Consider the following 17,684-nt stretch of genomic DNA (forward strand, 5'->3'; position numbering starts at 1 on the left):
GGAAGAGAGGGCCCGGCCGCGCCTCGCCCCGGGCTCCCTGCGCGCGCCTACTTCTGCAGGATCGACAGGTCCTCCTTCGTCTGCGGTACCGCGACCGTTCCGTGGTCGTCCGGGAGGGTCTGGATGGTGAATGCGGGGACGCCTCCCTCGGTGGCGGCGAGGGTGCGGGCGGCGTAGACGGGTCCGCCGGAGACGGGTTCGACCGTGAGGGCGTACGTGCCCTTCAGGCCGGCCGGTACCGGTGCGTCGACGTTCTGGGTGGTGCCCGACTTGACGGTGAAGGTCTTGCTCGCCGGGGTGCCGCCCTCGCTGCCGGCGGAGGCGGTGACCCTGACCGTGGCCGTGCCGCCGGGGGCGGTCAGGGCGAGCGTCGTGCCCTTGGCGCTGTTGTCGGCGGAGGTCGCGCGCGCGCCGACGGCGGCGGTGGCCGGGATGAACGCCGTCTCCCGTTTGTCGCCCTTGCCCCGGACGACCTGGAGGGCCGCCACGACCGGGACCGTCTGGTCGGTGGGCGTGAGGACCAGGGAGCCGGCCTCCCCCCGGGTGACGTCGCCGAGGTCGACCGCCGTCGTCATGCCGGACTTGACGTGCACGGACTCGTTCCCGGCCGGGGTGATCAGGCCGTCGGGCGAGGCCAGGCGGATCTTCAGGTCGGCGTCGTCGTCGCCCGGGGTGAAGGCGATCAGGCGGACGTCGGTGGCGTCCTTCGGGATGCCCGGCAGGACGAGGTCGGCGGCCGGGTCGGTGGCGGCGGCCAGCCAGTCGCCGCCCGCCTTGTCGTCCAGGGCCTGCACGGCCGCGCCGACCCGGCCGCTGCGCACGCTGACGTGCACGGTGAGGTCGCCCTGCCGCTCGTCGGTGAGCGTGGGGAGCAGGATCGGCTCGCTCGCGTGCGGCTTGACCGTGAGGTTCTCGCCGAGCGGGGACTTGATCGCGCCGTTCTTGCCGTACAGCTCGATGTCGACCACGGCGGCGGAGTCGTCGGGGTTGGTCAGATGGACGTAGTCGGTGCGGCCGGCGGCCGTGCTGGCGCCGGGGAACCAGAACTGGGTGTCCGCACCGGTGCAGTTGACGCCGAGGAGGCCCCGGCCGGTGCCGGCGGCGACCTCGGTGGTCTCCTGGACGGTCCAGCCGGGCGCGGAAGCGCCGTCCGCGGTGCCGATCAGCGCGGGCGCCTCGGCGCCGGAGGTCTCGCCGGTGGCCGGCGTGCCCGGTGCCTTCGGGGTGAGCACCGGCTCACCGGCCTTCTTCCCGGCCCCCTTGGCCCCCTTACCGCTCTTGCCGTCCGTGCCGTCCGCCGACTGCCCGTCGGCCGCCTGGAGTTGGGCCTTGCCGTTACCGGTGGCGCCCTTGGTGACCGGGGTGAACGACGTGTACGCCGTGTCGGCGATGTCCGACATGCTCGGTGCCGGGCACAGCAGACCGGTGCGCTCGACGGGCAGTTGGGCCGCTGTCCCGGGGGCGGCTCCGGACGCCGCCGGCGAGTCGAACGCGGCGAACGCGGTGACGGCGGCCAGCGCGGTCGTACCGGCGATCAGGGACAGGGTGGTGCGGTTCACTGCTGGCTCCCGTCGGGGCGCTGGCTGCCGGTGCCGTGGGGGTGCCGGGCCGGGTCGTACTCCTGCTGGGCGGGGTCGTACGCCGGGTCGTAGCCCTGCTGCTGGTAGGCCGCCGGGTCGTACGGCGTCTGGTCGGCGGTGCCGGGGTAGGCGTACGGGTCGTAGGGGGCCGTCTGGTAGGGGTCGGACTGCTGGTACGCCTGCTGGTCGTAGCCCGTCGCGGTCTGGTACGGGTCCGTGCCGTAGCCGGCGTATCCGGTGTCCCCGTAGGTGGCCGGGTCCCACTCGTCGTAGTTCTGCTGGTGCGGTACGGCGGCCGGGGGCTGCTCGGGCTGCGGGGGCGCGCCGGGGTGTTCCTCGGCGGAGGCCTCCTCGGCCTGGGCGCGCAGGCGGCGGGCACGTCGGCCCTCGCCGGCGGTGGCCTGGGCGGGTACGGGCTCCTCCTCGGGCAGGTCGTCGTCGACGTCGCGGCGGCGGCCGGGCAGGGCGAGGACGACCAGGACGACGGCGAGCGCGCCCTGCGTCCACAGCCAGGCGGTGTGGGCGAGCGGGGCGTCGTAGGTGACGTCCAGCCTGCCTCCGGCGGAGGGCAGTTGGAAGCCCTGGGCCCAGCCGTCGACCGTGGTGCGGGTGAGCGGCTTGCCGTCGAGGGTGGCCGTCCAGCCGTCGGCGGCGCTGTCGGCGAGGCGCAGGACGCGGCCGCCGGAGCCGGCGGGGATCGTCGTGTGGATCTCGACCGGTCCCGCGGTGACGGGCAGGGCCCTGCCCGGGCCGGAGGCCGGCACGATGGCCGCGCGGGAGACGTCCTGGTCGACGCGCCACAGGGCGTTGCCCTGCTGCTCGCTGAGCCGGGACAGACCGGGGGTGGCGTCGAGGATCCGGGTGATGTCGCGCGGGGCGCCCTTGTGGACGAGGACGTAGCGCACGGCGAAGCCGCCGAGTTCGCCGGCCTGGTCGGCGCCGGAGCCGGCGACGAGGTTGGCGACGATCTTGTCCAGGCGGGCGTTCCCGCCGTCGGCGGCGGCTACTTCGGCGTCGCCCATGCGGGCGCCCGAGCCGCGGACCAGGGTGTAGCGCACGCGCGCGGTGGAGTCGCTGTCGAGGATCAGGGTGCGGGCCTGGGCGCCGCCGGAGGAGTCCTCGGCGACGAACGCGGGCACCTGGGCGGGGTCGCGGCGCTCCAGGGGGCCGTCGGCGCCGCCGATCATCCAGCCGGCGGCGATGAGCAGCGGCCCGGCGGCCGAGGCGAAGGCGATCAGGGCGGCGACGGGCTGGCGCCAGCCGAAGCTCTGCTCGGCCACGCGCGCGCGTGCGCCGTCGGCACCGAGGGCGGCGGCGGCCAGCAGGGCGATGCCGTAGACGAGGGTGGCCGGTCCCGCCCAGGCGGACTTGTTGGACAGGACCGCGAAGACGAGGCCGACCAGGGCGACGGCCCACGCGGCGCGGATGCCGAGCTGCCGCTCGGAGCGCAGCAGGGCGGCGAGCGCGGCCAGCACGATGCCGACGAGCATCAGGCCGTCCACCGTGCCGGGACCGCCGGGGGCGGCGCCGAGCAGGTCGAGCGCGGAGGCGGCCGAGGGGCCGTACGCCAGGCCGGCCTGCTGGAAGAAGCCGGTCGGCAGGAGGGCCAGCGACCAGGGGGCCAGCACCAGCAGCGGGGTGCCGAGCTGGGCCAGGAGGCGCAGGCCGCGGGCGAGGAGGTCGCCGCGGCGCAGCACCAGCACGGCGAGGCCGAGGATCAGCGCGATGGGCCAGACGATCGGCGTGAAGGCGGTGGTGAGGGTCAGCAGCAGCGCGTACGCCCAGGTGGCGCGCCAGCTGCCACGCGTGCCGGTGCGGTTGGCCAGGCCGCTCGCGGCGACGCCCGCGCGCGCCATGAGCGGAAGCAGTACTGCGAGGACGGCGGTGCCGACGCGGCCACCGGCCAGGGCGCCGGTGATGGCGGGCAGGAAGGCGTAGGCGATGGCCGCCCACGCGCGCAGCAGCCGGGAGGTGACCAGGGGCCGGGAAACGAAGTAGGCGGTGCAGCCGGCGAGCGGGACCGAGCCGACCAGCAGGACGGTGACGGCGAGTCCGGTGGAGCCGAACAGGAGCGAGGCGAGGGTCGCGACGACCGCCAGGTAGGGCGGTGCGGACGGGGTACCGCCTGCGCCCACCGGGTGCCAGGCGTCCAGGTAGCGGGACCACAGGTCGCCTGCGCCGGCCGGGGCGGGCAGCAGGGCACCGCCGGCGAGCGCGCCGCCGCCGAGCAGGGCGCGGCAGGCGACGAAGGAGATGAGCAGCAGCGCGAGGAAGAGCACCGGGCCCGGTTTGCGGGCGATCCGCTTGAGCCGGGCGAACTGCTCGACCTCCAGGAACTCGGCGTCGTCGCCGCCCGGCCCGGACTCCACGGCGCCGCCGTGCCGGCCGGCCGAGGAGGTGTCGGTGTCGCCGCCGCTGGTGAAACTGCCCGCGATCTGTTCCACGGTGGCCCGGACGGTGGCACCGGGCGGCGGGAACAGCTGGCGCAGTTCGCCCTTGTCGATCCGGGCGGGGCCCCGGCGGCTCCGGGCGGCGAGGATCCGCTCGGGCCGCAGCAGGGTGCTCAGCAGGCCGCGGATCTCGTCGAGGGCCTGGCCGGGGACCTTGCCGACGAGGTAGGCGAGGGTGCGAAGGACGGTGCCGAGGACGAGCCGCAGCAGCACCCAGGGCAGCGCGGCCGTACGGGTGTTGACGAGCAGGGTGTAGACGGCGCCGGCCTTGTCGACCTTGTGCGGGGAGGCGGTGGTGCGGCCGGCGCAGTCGACCGTGCGGCGCTCGCGGGAGGCGGCCTCGGCGTGCCGGACGACCGCGTCGGGGGCGATCAGGACGCGGTGGCCGGCCGTGTGGGCGCGCCAGCACAGGTCGACGTCGTCGCGCATGAGGGGCAGCCGGCGGTCGAAGCCGCCGAGCTGCTCGAAGACGTCGCGGCGGACGAGCATGCCGGCGGTGGACACGGAGAGCACGGTGCGGACGTGGTCGTGCTGGCCCTGGTCCTGTTCGCGGCGGTCGAGGCCGGTCCAGCGGCGGCCGGAGTTGGCGATGGAGACGCCGACCTCCAGCAGCTGGCGGCGGTCGTACCAGCCGCGCAGCTTGGGGCCGACGACCGCGACGTCGTCGCGGCCGAGTTCGAGTTCGTTGTCGACGACCCGCAGCAGCTGGGCGAGGGCGTCGGGTTCGGGGGCGCAGTCGTCGTGCAGCAGCCACAGCCAGTGGACGGGCTCGCCGTGCGGCAGCTCGGGCAGGTCGTAGGCGTCGTCGCGCCACGTACGCGTGACGGGGTCCCAGCCGCTGGGGCGCTTGAGGTACGGCAGGTCCTCGGGGGTGAGGAGGGGTGCGGTGCGGCTCGCCTCCTCCACCGCCTGGCCGAAGCCGGTGCGGCGGGCCAGGTGCAGCACCTGGGCGTCGCCGAGGGCCTCGGTGAGGAGCTGGGCGGAGTCGTCCGCGCTGCCGGTGTCGGCGGCCACCGCGTACTGGACGGGGCGCTCCTGGCCGAGCAGCCCGGCGAGCGCGTCGGGCAGCCAGCGGGCGCCGTCGTGGGAGACGAGGACCGCGGTGACCACGTGACGCGGGAACTCGGGTGGCCGGGTCGGGTCAAACCCAGCGGTGGCGGCGCCGGTTCGGGCGGCCGTATGGCTGTGCACGGACATCGAGGTACGGGCCCCGGTTCGATGGACTGCGGTGGACGCCCGCGTCCTCTCGGGGGCCGAGGGGACAGCGGGCGTCTCGGACGAGCGACCACACTATCGGCTGGCCATGACCTCGGCCCGCCGCCTGTGGACAACCCACGGGCGACGGGCCGTTCGTGACGTCTGCGGCCGTGTGTACGGTCACACGGCGGCCTTCTTCAGGCGGCGGCGTTCGCGCTCGGACAGCCCGCCCCAGATGCCGAAGCGCTCGTCGTTGGCCAGGGCGTACTCGAGGCACTCGGAGCGGACCTCGCAGGCGAGGCAGACCTTCTTGGCCTCTCTGGTGGAGCCGCCCTTCTCGGGGAAGAAGGACTCGGGGTCGGTCTGGGCGCACAGCGCGCGCTCCTGCCAGCCGAGTTCCTCGTCCGCGTCGTCGACCAGCAGTTGCTGCACCAGCTCGGTCATGTGCGCCCCTCGTCTGTCTTTCGCGTCCCCGTGCGTGGCCGTTACCGATTCCGGCTGAACGACACGAGTGAAATTACAAGTGTGCTGCTCCGGGCGAGTCAAGCCGAGATCTGCTATTGAGCCCGTTATTCACTCTGCGGAACCAAGGCCATGCGGAAAGTGTTCAAATCGGCATAAACCTTGACACGCAGCGGGGCCCGCGGGGGCGGCCGGACCCCCGTACAGAACCCTGTACGGAGAAGGACGTCTCCGTGTTCGATCGCGTTCCGCGAGGCTCGAGCGCTCGGATGTGCCCCATGTGTCCCGACCTCCCGGTGAGCAAACCTTTCATCGCGCAGATCAACCGGATGAGGTGAAACATGTCCCACATACCGGGCGCGGAGTTGACAGTGCGGGTGTGAACCGGTGTCCTAGTGGGCATGCTCGCGAACTTGGCGCTCACCTCGACCCGCACCGCCGGGTCCCTCGGTGCCGCCCGCGCGCGCTGTAGCTGTTGTTGCTGTCCCAGCTGTTGAGCCGAGCCCGCTCCGGCTGTCCCCGAGTCCATCCCGGCTCGGTCGCGTCTCCCGCTCAGTGATCCCTCATCCAGGGCACCCTGCCCGCCCGTGATCCGGGCGGACCGCACGCGTCACCCCAGCATCAGCCCCCACTCTTCCGCCGAGGACCAGCGCACCCTGATGAACAGCGACAACGATCTGCAGATCGCCGGCGACATCCTCGAGGTCCCGCACCTGCTCCAGCCGCCGCGCGAGCACCCGGCCACCGTCGCCGAGTTCGTGGGGTTCGCCCGGTCCCTCGCCGCCGATCGCGCCCAGTGGGCCCACCTCGTCCGGTACGACGCCACCACCCGCTGGTACCACCGGCTGCGCACCGGCCCCGGCTACGAGGTGTGGCTGCTGTCCTGGGTGCCAGGCCAGGGCAGCGGGCTGCACGACCACGGCCACTCGTCCGGCGTACTCACCGTCCTGGAGGGCGCCCTCACCGAGCGCACCGAACGCGGCACGCGCGCGCTGGCGGCGGGTTCCCAGCGGGTGTTCGCGCCGGGGTACGTCCACGAGGTCGTCAACGACGCGCTGGAGCCGGCGGTCAGCCTGCACGTGTACCACCCCGGCCTGACCGCGATGCCGATGCACACCTCCCCGTACTGCGAGGCGCGGACCGCGCCGGGGACGCTGACCGCCTGACGCATTGTCGGACCCGCCTGCCAGACTTGCTCCCATGCGCATTGTGGTTCTGGCAGGCGGCATCGGCGGTGCCCGTTTCCTGCGCGGTCTGAAGCAGGCCGCGCCGGACGCGGACATCACCGTCATCGGCAACACCGGCGACGACATCCACCTCTTCGGGCTGAGGGTCTGCCCGGACCTGGACACGGTGATGTACACGCTCGGCGGCGGCATCAACGAGGAGCAGGGCTGGGGGCGGTCCGGGGAGACCTTCGCCCTCAAGGAGGAACTGGCGGCGTACGGCGTCGGCCCGGAGTGGTTCGGGCTGGGCGACCGGGACTTCGCCACGCACATCGTGCGGACGCAGATGCTGGGCGCCGGCTATCCGCTGAGCGCGGTCACCGAGGCGCTGTGCGACCGCTGGAAACCGGGTGTGCGGCTCATCCCGATGACCGACGACCGCGTGGAGACGCATGTGGCCGTCGAGCTGGACGGTGAGCGCAAGGCGATCCACTTCCAGGAGTACTGGGTGAAGCTGCGCGCCTCCGTCCCGGCCGAGGCGGTCGTCCCGGTCGGCGCCGAGCAGGCCAAGCCCGCCCCGGGCGTGCTGGAGGCCATCGCGGAGGCGGACGTCATCCTCTTCCCGCCGTCCAACCCGGTCGTGTCCATCGGCACCATCCTCGCCGTGCCCGGCATCCGGGAGGCCATCGCCGAGGCGGGCGTGCCGGTGGTCGGCCTCTCCCCGATCGTCGGGGACGCGCCGGTGCGCGGCATGGCCGACAAGGTGCTCGCCGCGGTCGGCGTGGAGTCCACGGCCGCCGCGGTCGCCGAGCACTACGGCTCGGGCCTGCTGGACGGCTGGCTGGTCGACACCGTCGACGCGGGCGCGGTCGAGCGGATCGAGGCCGACGGCATCCGCTGCCGGGCCGTCCCGCTGATGATGACCGACGTCGAGGCGACCGCGCGGATGGTGCGGGAGGCGCTGGCGCTGGCCGAGGAGGTGCGAGCGGCATGAGCGCAGTGACATCCGGCGGGCCGGCCGAGCGGCCCGGGTACCGGGTCTGGGCCCTGCCCGGCATCCCGGAGGTACGGCCGGGTGACGATGTCGCCAAGCTGATCGCCGCGGCCGAGCCGGACCTGGCCGACGGGGACGTGGTGATCGTCACCTCCAAGATCGTCTCCAAGGCCGAGGGGCGGATCGTGCAGGCGGCCGACCGGGAGGCCGCGATCGACGCCGAGACGGTCCGGGTCGTGGCCCGGCGCGGCACGCTGCGCATCGTGGAGAACCGGCAGGGGCTGGTCATGGCCGCGGCGGGCGTCGACGCGTCCAACACCCCCGCCGGGACCGTGCTGTTGCTGCCCGAGGATCCGGACGCGTCCGCGCGCGCGATCCGGGCCGGGCTGCGCGACTCCCTCGGCGTCGACGTCGGTGTCGTCGTCACCGACACCTTCGGCCGGCCCTGGCGGGCGGGGCTCACGGACGTGGCGATCGGCGCGGCCGGGGTGCGGGTGCTGGACGATCTGCGCGGGGGCACGGACGCGTACGGCAACCCGCTCAGCGCGACCGTCGTCGCCACGGCGGACGAGCTGGCGGCCGCCGGTGACCTGGTCAAGGGGAAGGCTGCGGGGCGGCCGGTGGCCGTGGTCCGCGGACTGGCCCACGTGCTCGCCACCGAGGCCGGCGCCGTCGGCGGTGAGGGCGACGGCGAGGACGTCGGTGGCGAGGTGGGCGCCCGCGCGCTGGTGCGTAACGCGCAGGACGACATGTTCCGGCTCGGCACCTCGGAGGCGGTGCGGGAGGCCGTCACCCAGCGGCGTACCGTGCGGGCGTTCACCGACGACCCCGTGGATCCCGGCGCGGTCCGCCGCGCCGTGGCCGCCGCGCTCACCGCGCCGGCTCCGCACCACACCACGCCCTGGCGGTTCGTGCTGCTGGAGTCGGAGGAGTCGCGGGTACGGCTGCTGGACGCGATGCGGGACGCCTGGATCGCCGACCTGCGCCGGGACGGCCTGGGCGAGGAGGCCGTCGCCCGGCGGATCCGGCGCGGTGACGTGCTGCGCAACGCGCCGTACCTGATCGTGCCGTGCCTCGTCATGGACGGCTCGCACACCTACGGGGACGCCCGGCGGGACGGCGCCGAGCGGGACATGTTCGTGGTCGCCCTGGGCGCGGGCGTGCAGAACCTGCTGGTCGCGCTGGCCGGGGAGCAGCTGGGCTCGGCCTGGGTGTCGTCCACGCTGTTCTGCCGGGACGTGGTGCGCGAGGTCCTGGAGCTGCCGGCGGACTGGGACCCGATGGGCGCGGTGGCGGTCGGCCGCCCGGCGGAGGAACCGGGGCCGCGGCCGGAGCGGGACGCGGGGGCGGTCGTGACGGTGCGCTGAGGGCCTAGTCTCGTAAGACAGCTCCGGCCACCCCGGTGGCTGATCGGCACCCTAGGACTCACTCGTGGCAGGACGTTTCCCCCAGCGGCCCACGCGGACGACCGTACGCGGCGGGCAGGTCGCCGTACCCGCGGCGGCCACCGCCGGGATACCGCGGCAGGCGGTCCCCGCGCGGGTACGGCGGTGGGTGCCGGACGGGCCGCTGGACCTCGGGCTGACCCTCGGGCCGCTGCGGCGCGGGCCCGCCGACCCGACGTTCCGGGCCACGGCGGACGGCTCCGTGTGGCGGGCCTGCCGTACGCCCGCCGGGCCGGGCACGCTGCGGGTGCGCGCGTACGGCGGTGAGGTGCTCGCAGAGGCGTGGGGGCCGGGTGCCGGGTGGCTGCTGGAGCAGTTGCCGGAGCTGCTCGGTGCCGCCGACGATCCCGGCGCGTTCGTGCCGCGGCACCGGGTGGTGGCGCTGGCGCGGCACCGGCGGCCGGGGCTGCGGCTGCCCCGGACCGGACGGGTGCTGGAGGCGCTGATCCCGTCCGTGCTGGAGCAGAAGGTCACCACCGACGAGGCGTACCGGGCCTGGCGGCGGCTCGTACGGCGGTTCGGGGAGCCGGCGCCGGGGCCCGCGGGGGCGGGCGAGCGGCCGATGTGGGTGATGCCGGCGCCGCGGACCTGGGCGCTGATCCCGTCCTGGGAGTGGCACCGGGCCGGCGTCGACGACAAGCGGGCGTCCACGGTGCTGCGGGCCGTACGGGTCGCCGCGCGGCTGGAGCAGACGGTGGGGATGCCGGCGGGCGAGGCACGGGCGCGGCTGGAGGTCGTGCCGGGGGTGGGGCCGTGGACGTCGGCGGAAGTGGTGCAGCGCAGTCACGGGGCGGCGGACGCGGTGACGGTCGGGGACCTGCATCTGCCGGGCATCGTGGGGTGGGCACTCGCGGGCGACCGGGACGCGGACGACACGGAGATGCTGCGGCTGCTGGAGCCGTATGCCGGCCAGCGGCACCGGGCGGCCCGGCTGATCCTGCTCAGCGGGTGCGTACCGGCTCGACGGAAACCGAAGATGCCTCGGGTGGATATCGGGTTGCTCTGAGGCGCGGTGGGGTGGGGCGGGGTGGTCGCTTGCCGGCGCTGTGGGGACCGGGTTGGCCGAGGGCGGTCGCTTGCCGGCGCTGCCAGGGTGCCGCTGCGCCCACCCGTGCCGCCCCAGCGGCACGACTGCCCGCAGCCAAGGCGGCCAAGGCGGCACGAAGACCGCTGGCATGCGGGCGCCAACCCCACCACACGCAGCCGCAGCCAAGGCGGCCAAGGCGGCACGAAGGGCGCTGCGGCTGTGGCGGCACCCGTGCCCGCAGCCGTGTCGGGGGGTTACTGGTCCGAGGAGAAGCGCACCGCTCCCGCCGGGATGTGGGCGTCGCACCATACTCGGACGCCCTCGCGGAGTTCGTTGTCGGGGCCGATGGTGGCGCCGTCGCCGATGACCGTGCCGGTGAGGACGGAGCGTTCGCCCACGCGGGCGCGGGTGCCGACGAGGGAGTCGGTGATGACGGCGCCGGGTTCGATGACGGCGCCCGGCAGGATGGTGGAGCCGGAGATCCGCGCGCCCTCCGCCACGAACGCGCCCTCGCCCACCACCGTGCCGCCCGTCAGCTTGGCGTCGGGCGCCACCGTGGCCGTGGGCAGCACGAGGCGGTCGCCGCAGCGGCCCGGCACGGCCGGGGACGGCGCGCGGCCGAGGACCAGGTCGGCCGAGCCGCGGACGAACGCGGCCGGGGTGCCGAGGTCCAACCAGTACGTGGAGTCGACCATGCCCTGCAGGTGCGCGCCGGCGGCCAGCAGCCCGGGGAAGGTCTCCCGCTCCACCGAGACCGGGCGCCCCGCCGGGATCGTGTCGATCAGCGAGCGGCGGAAGACGTACGCCCCCGCGTTGATCTGGTCGGTGACGATCTCCTCCGGGGTCTGCGGCTTCTCCAGGAAGGCCAGGACGCGCCCGGTGTCGTCCGTGGGCACGAGACCGTACGCGCGCGGGTCGGTCACCTTCGTCAGGTGGAGCGAGACGTCGGCGCCCGTCGACTCGTGGGTGTCCACCAGGGCCCTGATGTCCAGGCCCGTCAGGATGTCGCCGTTGAAGATCAGCACCGGCTCGTCGGGCCCGGAGTGCAGGCGGGAGGCGACATTGCGGATGGCCCCGCCGGTGCCGAGCGGCTCCTCCTCCGTGACGTACTCGATGTGCAGGCCCAGCGCGGAGCCGTCGCCGAAGTACGGCTCGAAGACCTCGGCCAGATAGCTGGTCGCGAGGACGATGTGCTCGACGCCCGCCGCCCGCGCCCGCGCCAGCTGGTGCGTGAGGAACGGCACGCCGGCGGCCGGGACCATCGGCTTGGGTGTGTGCACCGTCAGCGGTCGCAGCCGGGTGCCTTTGCCTCCGACCAGGAGGATCGCTTCTGTCACCTGTCGTCTCTGCTTCCTGCCGGTACCGGCCGAACTCTCGCCAAACACTCGTTTCGGCCGGTCAGTGTATGCAGACCGTGCGACGGACGTCCCGGCGGCCGCGCGGTGTCCCGGGATCGGCCTGCGGATTCCCCCACCCCGCCCGTCCCCCGACGGCGGTGGACGCGGGCTCCGGCCTCAGCGCCCCTGGTACGTCGCCGCGCCGGCGCGGACCGTGCCGAGCTTGGCGTAGAGCCGCTTGCCGGGGCACGCGGTGGCGAACCCGTCGCGGTGGCCGGAGATCACGTTCAGTCGTACGTTCTTCCCTTTCGGGTAGAGGTTGCCACCACCCGACGTGAGATACGTCTTTCCGAGCGGGTTGGCCCCATAGAGCCCGAGCTTCCACGCGGTGAGCCGGGCGACGGCCGTCACGGCGCTGCTCGACGGCTTGGTCGACCCGTACGTGCCGATCACGGCGATGCCCGTGCTGTCGGTGTTGAACCCGAGGGTGTGCGCGCCGAGCACCGCCTTGGCCACGCCCCCGGCCCGGCCCTCGTAGATCGTTCCGCACTTGTCGACGAGGAAGTTGTAGCCGATGTCCCGCCAGCCCATGCTCTTGACGTGGTAGCGGTAGATACTGCGGATGACGGACGGGGCCTCGGCGCAGGTGTACTTGTTGCCCGAGGCGGTGTGGTGGACGAAGGCCGCCCTGACCGTCCTCGTGTAGACGAACCCGTGTTCGCGCAGTGACTCGTTCGCGCCCCAGCCCCGGCGCGTGACGATCCGCGGGCGCGGTCCGATGTACGGCTTCGCCCGCGCGGGGTCGTCCAGCGTGGTCCCCTGGAGGCGGCCCAGCTCGCGTTCGGTGGCCTCCCGGTCCAGTTCCGGGATCGCTACGGCGCCGAAGTCGGCGATGTCGGCGTTGGCGCCGGACGCGGCGATCGCGGCCTCCGTGTCCAGAGCGGTGTGGGGCGGGTCGTCGTCGCCGGCTTCCCTCGCCTTCTCGGCTCCGGCCGCATCCGCCTCCAGCGCCTCGCCGACATCGCCTGCATTGCCCCTCACACCAGCCGCATCAGCCGCATCAGCCGCTACGGCCTCCCCCGCGGCCGTGTCGCCGTCACTCCCCGGGTCGACCAGTTCCAGTCGCAGCCCCGACGGCAGCGGCGACCGCGCCCCTCCCGCGCGCCCGCCGGACGCCCGCTCCGCCCGCACCCGCACGTCCACCCCGTCCGACTCCCCCACCCACAACGGCGCGGTCGCCCCGCGCACCCCCGGGGCCGAGCCCTCCGCCGTACCCGGGTCGGCGCCGTGGTCGGCGGTGTGCGTCTCGACGTCCTGCCAGCCGGACCACTCGCCCGTCGCGGCGGACCGGGTGCGCACCCGCACCCGGCCGTGCAGCTCGCTGCCCGGGTCGTCCCAGACGACGCCGACCAGCGCGAACCGTGCGAGGCCGGTGCGATGCAGCCCCTGTTCCGGGGCGGTGCCTAGGTCGCGTGCCCGGGCGAGGGGGGCGAGCGGCAGCGACCGGGTGCTGCCGGGCACGGCCGGGTCGGCCGCACCGGCCGGCACGGCGGACCCGGCCGGTGCCGTCGCGGCGGTCGCCGGCGGGGCCGGGGCGAGCGCGACGGCCGCGGCGAGGGTGACGCCGACCGAGCAGGCGGTGAGCGGGGAGACGCCAGGACCGGAAGTGAGGAATCCACGCATGGGCAGGATCTTGGACATAGTCAGACAAATATGTCCATCAGCCAACTGATGGAGTGTCGGAAACGGTTCCGCCGATCCAGTGGCCCCACCGCCCGGCGCGCCCTCCCGCCCGCGCGTACCCTGTGCCGGGTGAACGCCACCGATCGCACCCCTGCCGACCTGCTGACTTCCGCGCTCGCCGCGGATCCCGGCCGCCCGCTGGTGACCTTCTACGACGACGCCACGGGCGAACGCGTCGAACTGTCCGTGGCCACCTTCGCCAACTGGGTGGCCAAGACCGCCAACCTCCTCCAGGGCGACCTGTCCGCCGGCCCCGGCGACCGGGTCGCGCTGCTGCTGCCCGCGCACTGGCAGACGGCGGTGTGGCTGCTGGCCTGTTCCTCGGTGGGCGCGATCGCGGACGTCGGCGGGGATCCCGTGGCGGCCGACGTGGTGGTGAGCGGCCCGGACTCGCTCGACGCGGCGCTCGCCTGCACCGGTGAGCGGGTGGCGCTGGCGCTGCGCCCGTTGGGCGGGCGTTTCCCGCAGGCTCCGGCCGGATTCCTCGACTACGCCGTGGAGGTACCGGGGCAGGGCGACCGGTTCGCCCCGTTCACGCCCGTGGACCCGGACGAGCCGGCGCTGATCGTCGCGGGGCGGGAGTTCAGCGGGGCGGAGGTCGTCGAGCGGGCCGCCTCCGAGGCGGGAGCGCTGGGGCTGACGGGGCCTGGTTCGCGGCTGCTGTCCGGGCTGCCGTACGACACCTGGGACGGGCTGAGCGCGGGGCTGTTCTCGCCGCTGGCCGTCGGGGGGTCCGTGGTGCTGTGCCGGAACCTCCAGCGGCTGGACGAGGACGCCCTCGCCAAGCGGGTCGAGAGCGAACGGGTGACGACCGTACGGCGGTGACAACGCCCGCCCCCGACTCCACCTCCACCCCTGACACCCGGCCGCCCCGACTCCGCCTCCACTCCCTGGCACCGGCCCGCCCCCGGCGCACGGCACCGCGCCGCCCGCCGCCGCCCGTTCCCTCGATCGGAGTAGTACAGGGCGCTTCCGGCCCCCTCCCCCGCCATCGTCGTAAGAGCAGGACACGACGCTCGTACGCCGTGAGGGGATGGCCTCATCGTGACCGACACCGCAGGCAAGCCCCTCGGTCCCGGTCCCGGGTCGGGAGCCTCGGCGACCGGGGACGGGCTGATACGACGGCGGCGCCGGCGGTGGGTGCGCGGGGGCGCGCTGGCGGCGGCCGTCCTGGTCGCCGCGGCCGCCGGGACCGGCTGGGCGGTCTACGCCAAGCTGAGCGCCAACATCACCCCCGACGAGGCCGCCGCCGCCGAACTCGCCCGGTACGAACGGGAGCGGCCCACCGCGCTGGTGAAGGACGCGCAGAACATCCTGCTGATCGGGTCCGACACGCGGGCCGGGGACGGCAACAGCAAGTACGGCAGGGACCTGGGCAGCGAGCGGTCGGACACCACGATCCTGCTGCACCTGGCCGCCGACCGGCGCAGCGCCACCGCGGTCTCGCTGCCCCGGGACCTGATGGTGGACATCCCGAGCTGCCTGCAGGAGGACGGCAGGCGCACCGACCCGGTGTTCGCGATGTTCAACCACGCCTTCCAGGTGGGCGGTTCGGCGTGCACGATCCGGACCGTCGAGAAACTGACGGGTATCCGCGTCGACCATCACGTGGTCGTGGACTTCAGCGGGTTCAAGGAGATGGTGGACGCCGTCGACGGGGTGCAGGTGTGTCTGAAGGAACCCGTCGACGACAAGGCGGCGCAGCTGAGACTGCCCGCGGGGAAGGTCACGCTCGACGGGGAGCAGGCGCTCGGGTTCGTCCGGGCCCGCAAGTCGCTCGGCAACGGCAGCGACACCGAGCGGATGGAACGCCAGCAGCGGTTCCTCGGCGCGCTCGTCAACAAGGTGCAGAGCAACGATGTGCTGCTGAACCCCGTGAAGCTGTATCCGGTGCTGGACGCGGCGACGTCCTCGCTGACCACCGACCCGGAACTGGCAAGTCTGCGTGGCTTGTACCAGTTGGTGCGCGGACTGCGTGACATCCCCACGGAACGCGTGCAGTTCCTGACGGTGCCGAGGGAGTCGTACGTCTACGACGCCAACCGTGACCAACTCGTGGAGCCGGAGGCCGAGAAGCTGTTCGGACGGCTGCGGGCCGACCAGCCGGTGGTGGTGACCCAGGGGGGCGCACAGGACGCCCCCGGGCGGGACACGGGGGCGGGCGGGACGGACGGCCCCTCGCCCGCGCCGACGTTCCGCGGGAACACCGCCGCCGAACAGACCTGTGAGTAAGGTGCAGGGCAAGAAAAGGCGAACTTCCGTTCAGAAAATGAGGGGGATTGCCCGGTTGTAGGCAGGTGGAATTTGTCACCGGCGTCGCTCGACGCTGAACTGGGCGGATAGTGTGAGCGATCCGGTGCACCTGGCCGCGAGGTCCGACGGGCTTTGTCGGGGCCGTGCACCGATTCACCGAGACCCGAGCGCCTTGGAGGGGGAAGGCGCCGCGTGGCCCCGACGGAGGATTCGGACAACCGTGGACGCGCAAGGCCGTGGGCGGGCGGACAACATCGACCCCGCAGACCAGTGGGTACTCAATCCGAACACCGGCGAATACGAACTGCGACTGAGCCCTTCCGCAGCGCAGCCGCCGGTTCCCGGACCGCGCAGACCGTCCTCCCGGGACGGGGGCGGTCCGACGGGCGGCCGTACGCGGCAGCCGGCCGGGCAGGACCGGCAGTCGGCCGGGCGGGACCGGCAGCCGTCCCGGCCGCGCGGCACCGAGGTGCCGGCGCCGCGCTCGGCCCGGCGCCGGGGTAGCGAACCGGAGGCACCGCAGGGGCGGCGCGCCGCCCGGCGGCCGGTGAAGAAGAAGTCGACGGCGAAGAAGGCGCTGCTGTGGACCGGCGGGTCCATGGCCTTCGTGCTGGTCGCCGTGACGGCCGCCGGCTACCTCTACATCAAGCACCTCAACGACAACATCACCTCCGTCTCCGACGACGGCGCCGGCACCGGCGGCTTCCGCAAGGACGAGGCGATCAACATCCTGCTGATCGGCACCGACAAGCGCACCGGCAAGGGCAACGAGGGCTACGGCGACTCGGGCAGCGTCGGGCACGCCGACACCACGATCCTGCTGCACGTCTCCAAGGACCGGTCCAACGCGACCGCGCTGAGCATCCCGCGTGACCTGATCGTGAACGTGCCGGACTGCCCGACCCGGCAGGAGGACGGCAGCGAGAAGGTCATCCCCGGCGCGGAGAACGTCCGATTCAACACGAGCCTCGGGCAGGACGACCGTACGCCCAGCTGCACCATGCGCACGGTGACCGAGCTGACCGGGATCAAGCCGGACGACTTCATGGTCGCCGACTTCAACGCGGTCAAGACGCTGACCGAGGCGGTCGGCGGTGTCGAGGTCTGCCTGGCCAAGGACATCGACGACAAGGACTCGCACCTGAAGCTGTCCAAGGGCACGCACAACATCTCCGGTGAGCAGGCGCTGGCGTTCGTACGCACCCGGCACTCCGTCGGCTTCGGCGGCGACCTGAGCCGGATCGGGCTGCAGCAGCAGTTCCTGAGCGCGCTGATGCGCAAGCTGAAGGGCAACTCCACGCTCAGCAGCCCGACGAAGATGGTGAATCTGGCGGAGGCGGGCACCAAGGCCCTCACCGTGGACGACAAATTGAAGGACATCGGCAAGCTGAAGGACCTGGGTCTGGAGCTGGGCAAGCTCAACCCGAAGAACCTGACCTTCACCACGATCCCGGTCGTGGACAACCCGGCGGAGAAGGTCCACTCCACGGTCGTCCTCAACAACTCCAAGGCCCCGGCGGTCTTCGACGCCATCCGCAACGACGTGTCCTTCACCGACGTGAAGAAGAAGCAGAAGGCGGCGAAGGACGCCCAGGCCGCCCGGCTCAAGGGCAGCAAGGCGCCCGCCTCCGACGTGCGGGTACGCATCCTCAACGGCGGGGCCGTGGCCGGCAGCGCCCAGGCGGTGCTCAACTGGCTGCAGAACGACGAGGGCGTGACCAAGTCGGAGAACTCCGGCAACGCCCCCGCCCCGCTCGGCAGGACCACCCTGGAGTACGCGCCCGACCAGGCGCCCCAGGCACGCCGGCTGGCCGCGATCATGGGGCTGTCCGGGGCCGCCCTGAAACCGGGCAAGAGCGTGACCAACTCCCAGGGTCTGCCGGCGATGACGCTGACCCTGGGCAAGGACTTCAAGGGGGCGGGGATCCCCCTCATGACGCCGACGAAGGCGCCGGACGTCGACAAGTCCACGGCAGACAAGGTGAAGTGCGCCGCGTAGGTAACCCTAGGGGCCCGTCAAGCGTCTAACC

12 protein-coding genes are annotated in these 17,684 nt (G+C 73.5%); 7 read left to right on the forward strand and 5 right to left on the reverse strand.

Annotation, left to right across the window (positions count from 1 at the left end; genetic code table 11):
* Nucleotides 1-47: 47 nt before the first annotated feature.
* From ACZ3ZD_RS22830 to ACZ3ZD_RS22840, 3 genes are all read right to left on the reverse strand, one after another.
* Complete coding sequence (locus ACZ3ZD_RS22830; RefSeq protein WP_467400245.1) at nucleotides 48-1,559, reverse strand: DUF5719 family protein; 1,512 nt, start codon at nucleotides 1,557-1,559, stop codon at nucleotides 48-50.
* Complete coding sequence (locus tag ACZ3ZD_RS22835) at nucleotides 1,556-5,227, reverse strand: glycosyltransferase family 2 protein (protein ID WP_467400247.1); 3,672 nt, start codon at nucleotides 5,225-5,227, stop codon at nucleotides 1,556-1,558. Before ACZ3ZD_RS22835 ends, ACZ3ZD_RS22830 begins: the two co-directional genes overlap by 4 nt.
* 180 nt (nucleotides 5,228-5,407) lie before the next feature.
* On the reverse strand, nucleotides 5,408-5,671 hold the full coding sequence (locus ACZ3ZD_RS22840; RefSeq protein ID WP_003975777.1) for a WhiB family transcriptional regulator: 264 nt from the start codon (nucleotides 5,669-5,671) through the stop codon (nucleotides 5,408-5,410).
* Between the two features lie 677 nt (nucleotides 5,672-6,348).
* Between ACZ3ZD_RS22840 and ACZ3ZD_RS22845 the strand changes: the two genes are divergently transcribed.
* The 4 genes from ACZ3ZD_RS22845 (at nucleotide 6,349) to ACZ3ZD_RS22860 (ending at nucleotide 10,300) form a co-directional block, all read left to right on the forward strand.
* Nucleotides 6,349-6,855: a cysteine dioxygenase gene (locus ACZ3ZD_RS22845; protein WP_467400819.1), complete on the forward strand. Its 507-nt coding sequence runs from the start codon at nucleotides 6,349-6,351 to the stop codon at nucleotides 6,853-6,855.
* 34 nt (nucleotides 6,856-6,889) lie between these two features.
* A complete protein-coding gene (gene cofD / locus ACZ3ZD_RS22850; RefSeq protein ID WP_467400249.1) occupies nucleotides 6,890-7,849 on the forward strand; it encodes a 2-phospho-L-lactate transferase in 960 nt (319 codons plus the stop codon).
* On the forward strand, nucleotides 7,846-9,216 hold the full coding sequence (locus ACZ3ZD_RS22855; protein ID WP_467400252.1) for a coenzyme F420-0:L-glutamate ligase: 1,371 nt from the start codon (nucleotides 7,846-7,848) through the stop codon (nucleotides 9,214-9,216). The genes cofD and ACZ3ZD_RS22855 overlap by 4 nt, the downstream gene beginning before the upstream one ends.
* A 64-nt stretch (nucleotides 9,217-9,280) precedes the next feature.
* Nucleotides 9,281-10,300: a DNA-3-methyladenine glycosylase family protein gene (locus ACZ3ZD_RS22860; protein WP_467400254.1), complete on the forward strand. Its 1,020-nt coding sequence runs from the start codon at nucleotides 9,281-9,283 to the stop codon at nucleotides 10,298-10,300.
* Nucleotides 10,301-10,575: 275 nt separating this feature from the next.
* Here ACZ3ZD_RS22860 and manB read toward each other — a convergent pair whose 3' ends face one another.
* The gene (gene manB, locus ACZ3ZD_RS22865) at nucleotides 10,576-11,658 is read right to left on the reverse strand and encodes a mannose-1-phosphate guanylyltransferase (protein ID WP_467400256.1); all 1,083 of its coding nucleotides are present in this window, start codon (nucleotides 11,656-11,658) and stop codon (nucleotides 10,576-10,578) included.
* Nucleotides 11,659-11,835: 177 nt separating this feature from the next.
* Nucleotides 11,836-13,341, reverse strand: a complete 1,506-nt coding sequence (locus ACZ3ZD_RS22870; RefSeq protein WP_467400258.1) for a peptidoglycan recognition protein family protein — start codon at nucleotides 13,339-13,341, stop codon at nucleotides 11,836-11,838.
* A 129-nt stretch (nucleotides 13,342-13,470) separates the two neighbouring features.
* Between ACZ3ZD_RS22870 and ACZ3ZD_RS22875 the strand changes: the two genes are divergently transcribed.
* From ACZ3ZD_RS22875 to ACZ3ZD_RS22885, 3 genes are all read left to right on the forward strand, one after another.
* Complete coding sequence (locus ACZ3ZD_RS22875; protein ID WP_467400260.1) at nucleotides 13,471-14,226, forward strand: TIGR03089 family protein; 756 nt, start codon at nucleotides 13,471-13,473, stop codon at nucleotides 14,224-14,226.
* A 219-nt stretch (nucleotides 14,227-14,445) separates the two neighbouring features.
* The gene (locus ACZ3ZD_RS22880) at nucleotides 14,446-15,633 is read left to right on the forward strand and encodes an LCP family protein (RefSeq protein WP_467400261.1); all 1,188 of its coding nucleotides are present in this window, start codon (nucleotides 14,446-14,448) and stop codon (nucleotides 15,631-15,633) included.
* A gap of 241 nt (nucleotides 15,634-15,874) precedes the next feature.
* Nucleotides 15,875-17,653 (forward strand): LCP family protein, encoded by a 1,779-nt coding sequence (locus tag ACZ3ZD_RS22885; protein WP_467400264.1) that lies wholly within the window; start codon nucleotides 15,875-15,877, stop codon nucleotides 17,651-17,653.
* The last annotated feature ends 31 nt before the right edge of the window (nucleotides 17,654-17,684 follow it).

The sequence above is a fragment of the Streptomyces sp. NPDC023481 genome (assembly GCF_055560195.1).

Bases quoted from the DNA above. Each gene is read 5' to 3' on its own strand.
- ACZ3ZD_RS22835 (WP_467400247.1), bottom strand. From the start codon at position 5,227: ATGTCCGTGCACAGCCATACGGCCGCCCGAACCGGCGCCGCCACCGCT.
- ACZ3ZD_RS22840 (WP_003975777.1), bottom strand. From the start codon at position 5,671: ATGACCGAGCTGGTGCAGCAACTGCTGGTCGACGACGCGGACGAGGAA.
- ACZ3ZD_RS22845 (WP_467400819.1), top strand. From the start codon at position 6,349: ATGAACAGCGACAACGATCTGCAGATCGCCGGCGACATCCTCGAGGTC.
- cofD (WP_467400249.1), top strand. From the start codon at position 6,890: ATGCGCATTGTGGTTCTGGCAGGCGGCATCGGCGGTGCCCGTTTCCTG.
- ACZ3ZD_RS22855 (WP_467400252.1), top strand. From the start codon at position 7,846: ATGAGCGCAGTGACATCCGGCGGGCCGGCCGAGCGGCCCGGGTACCGG.
- ACZ3ZD_RS22870 (WP_467400258.1), bottom strand. From the start codon at position 13,341: ATGCGTGGATTCCTCACTTCCGGTCCTGGCGTCTCCCCGCTCACCGCC.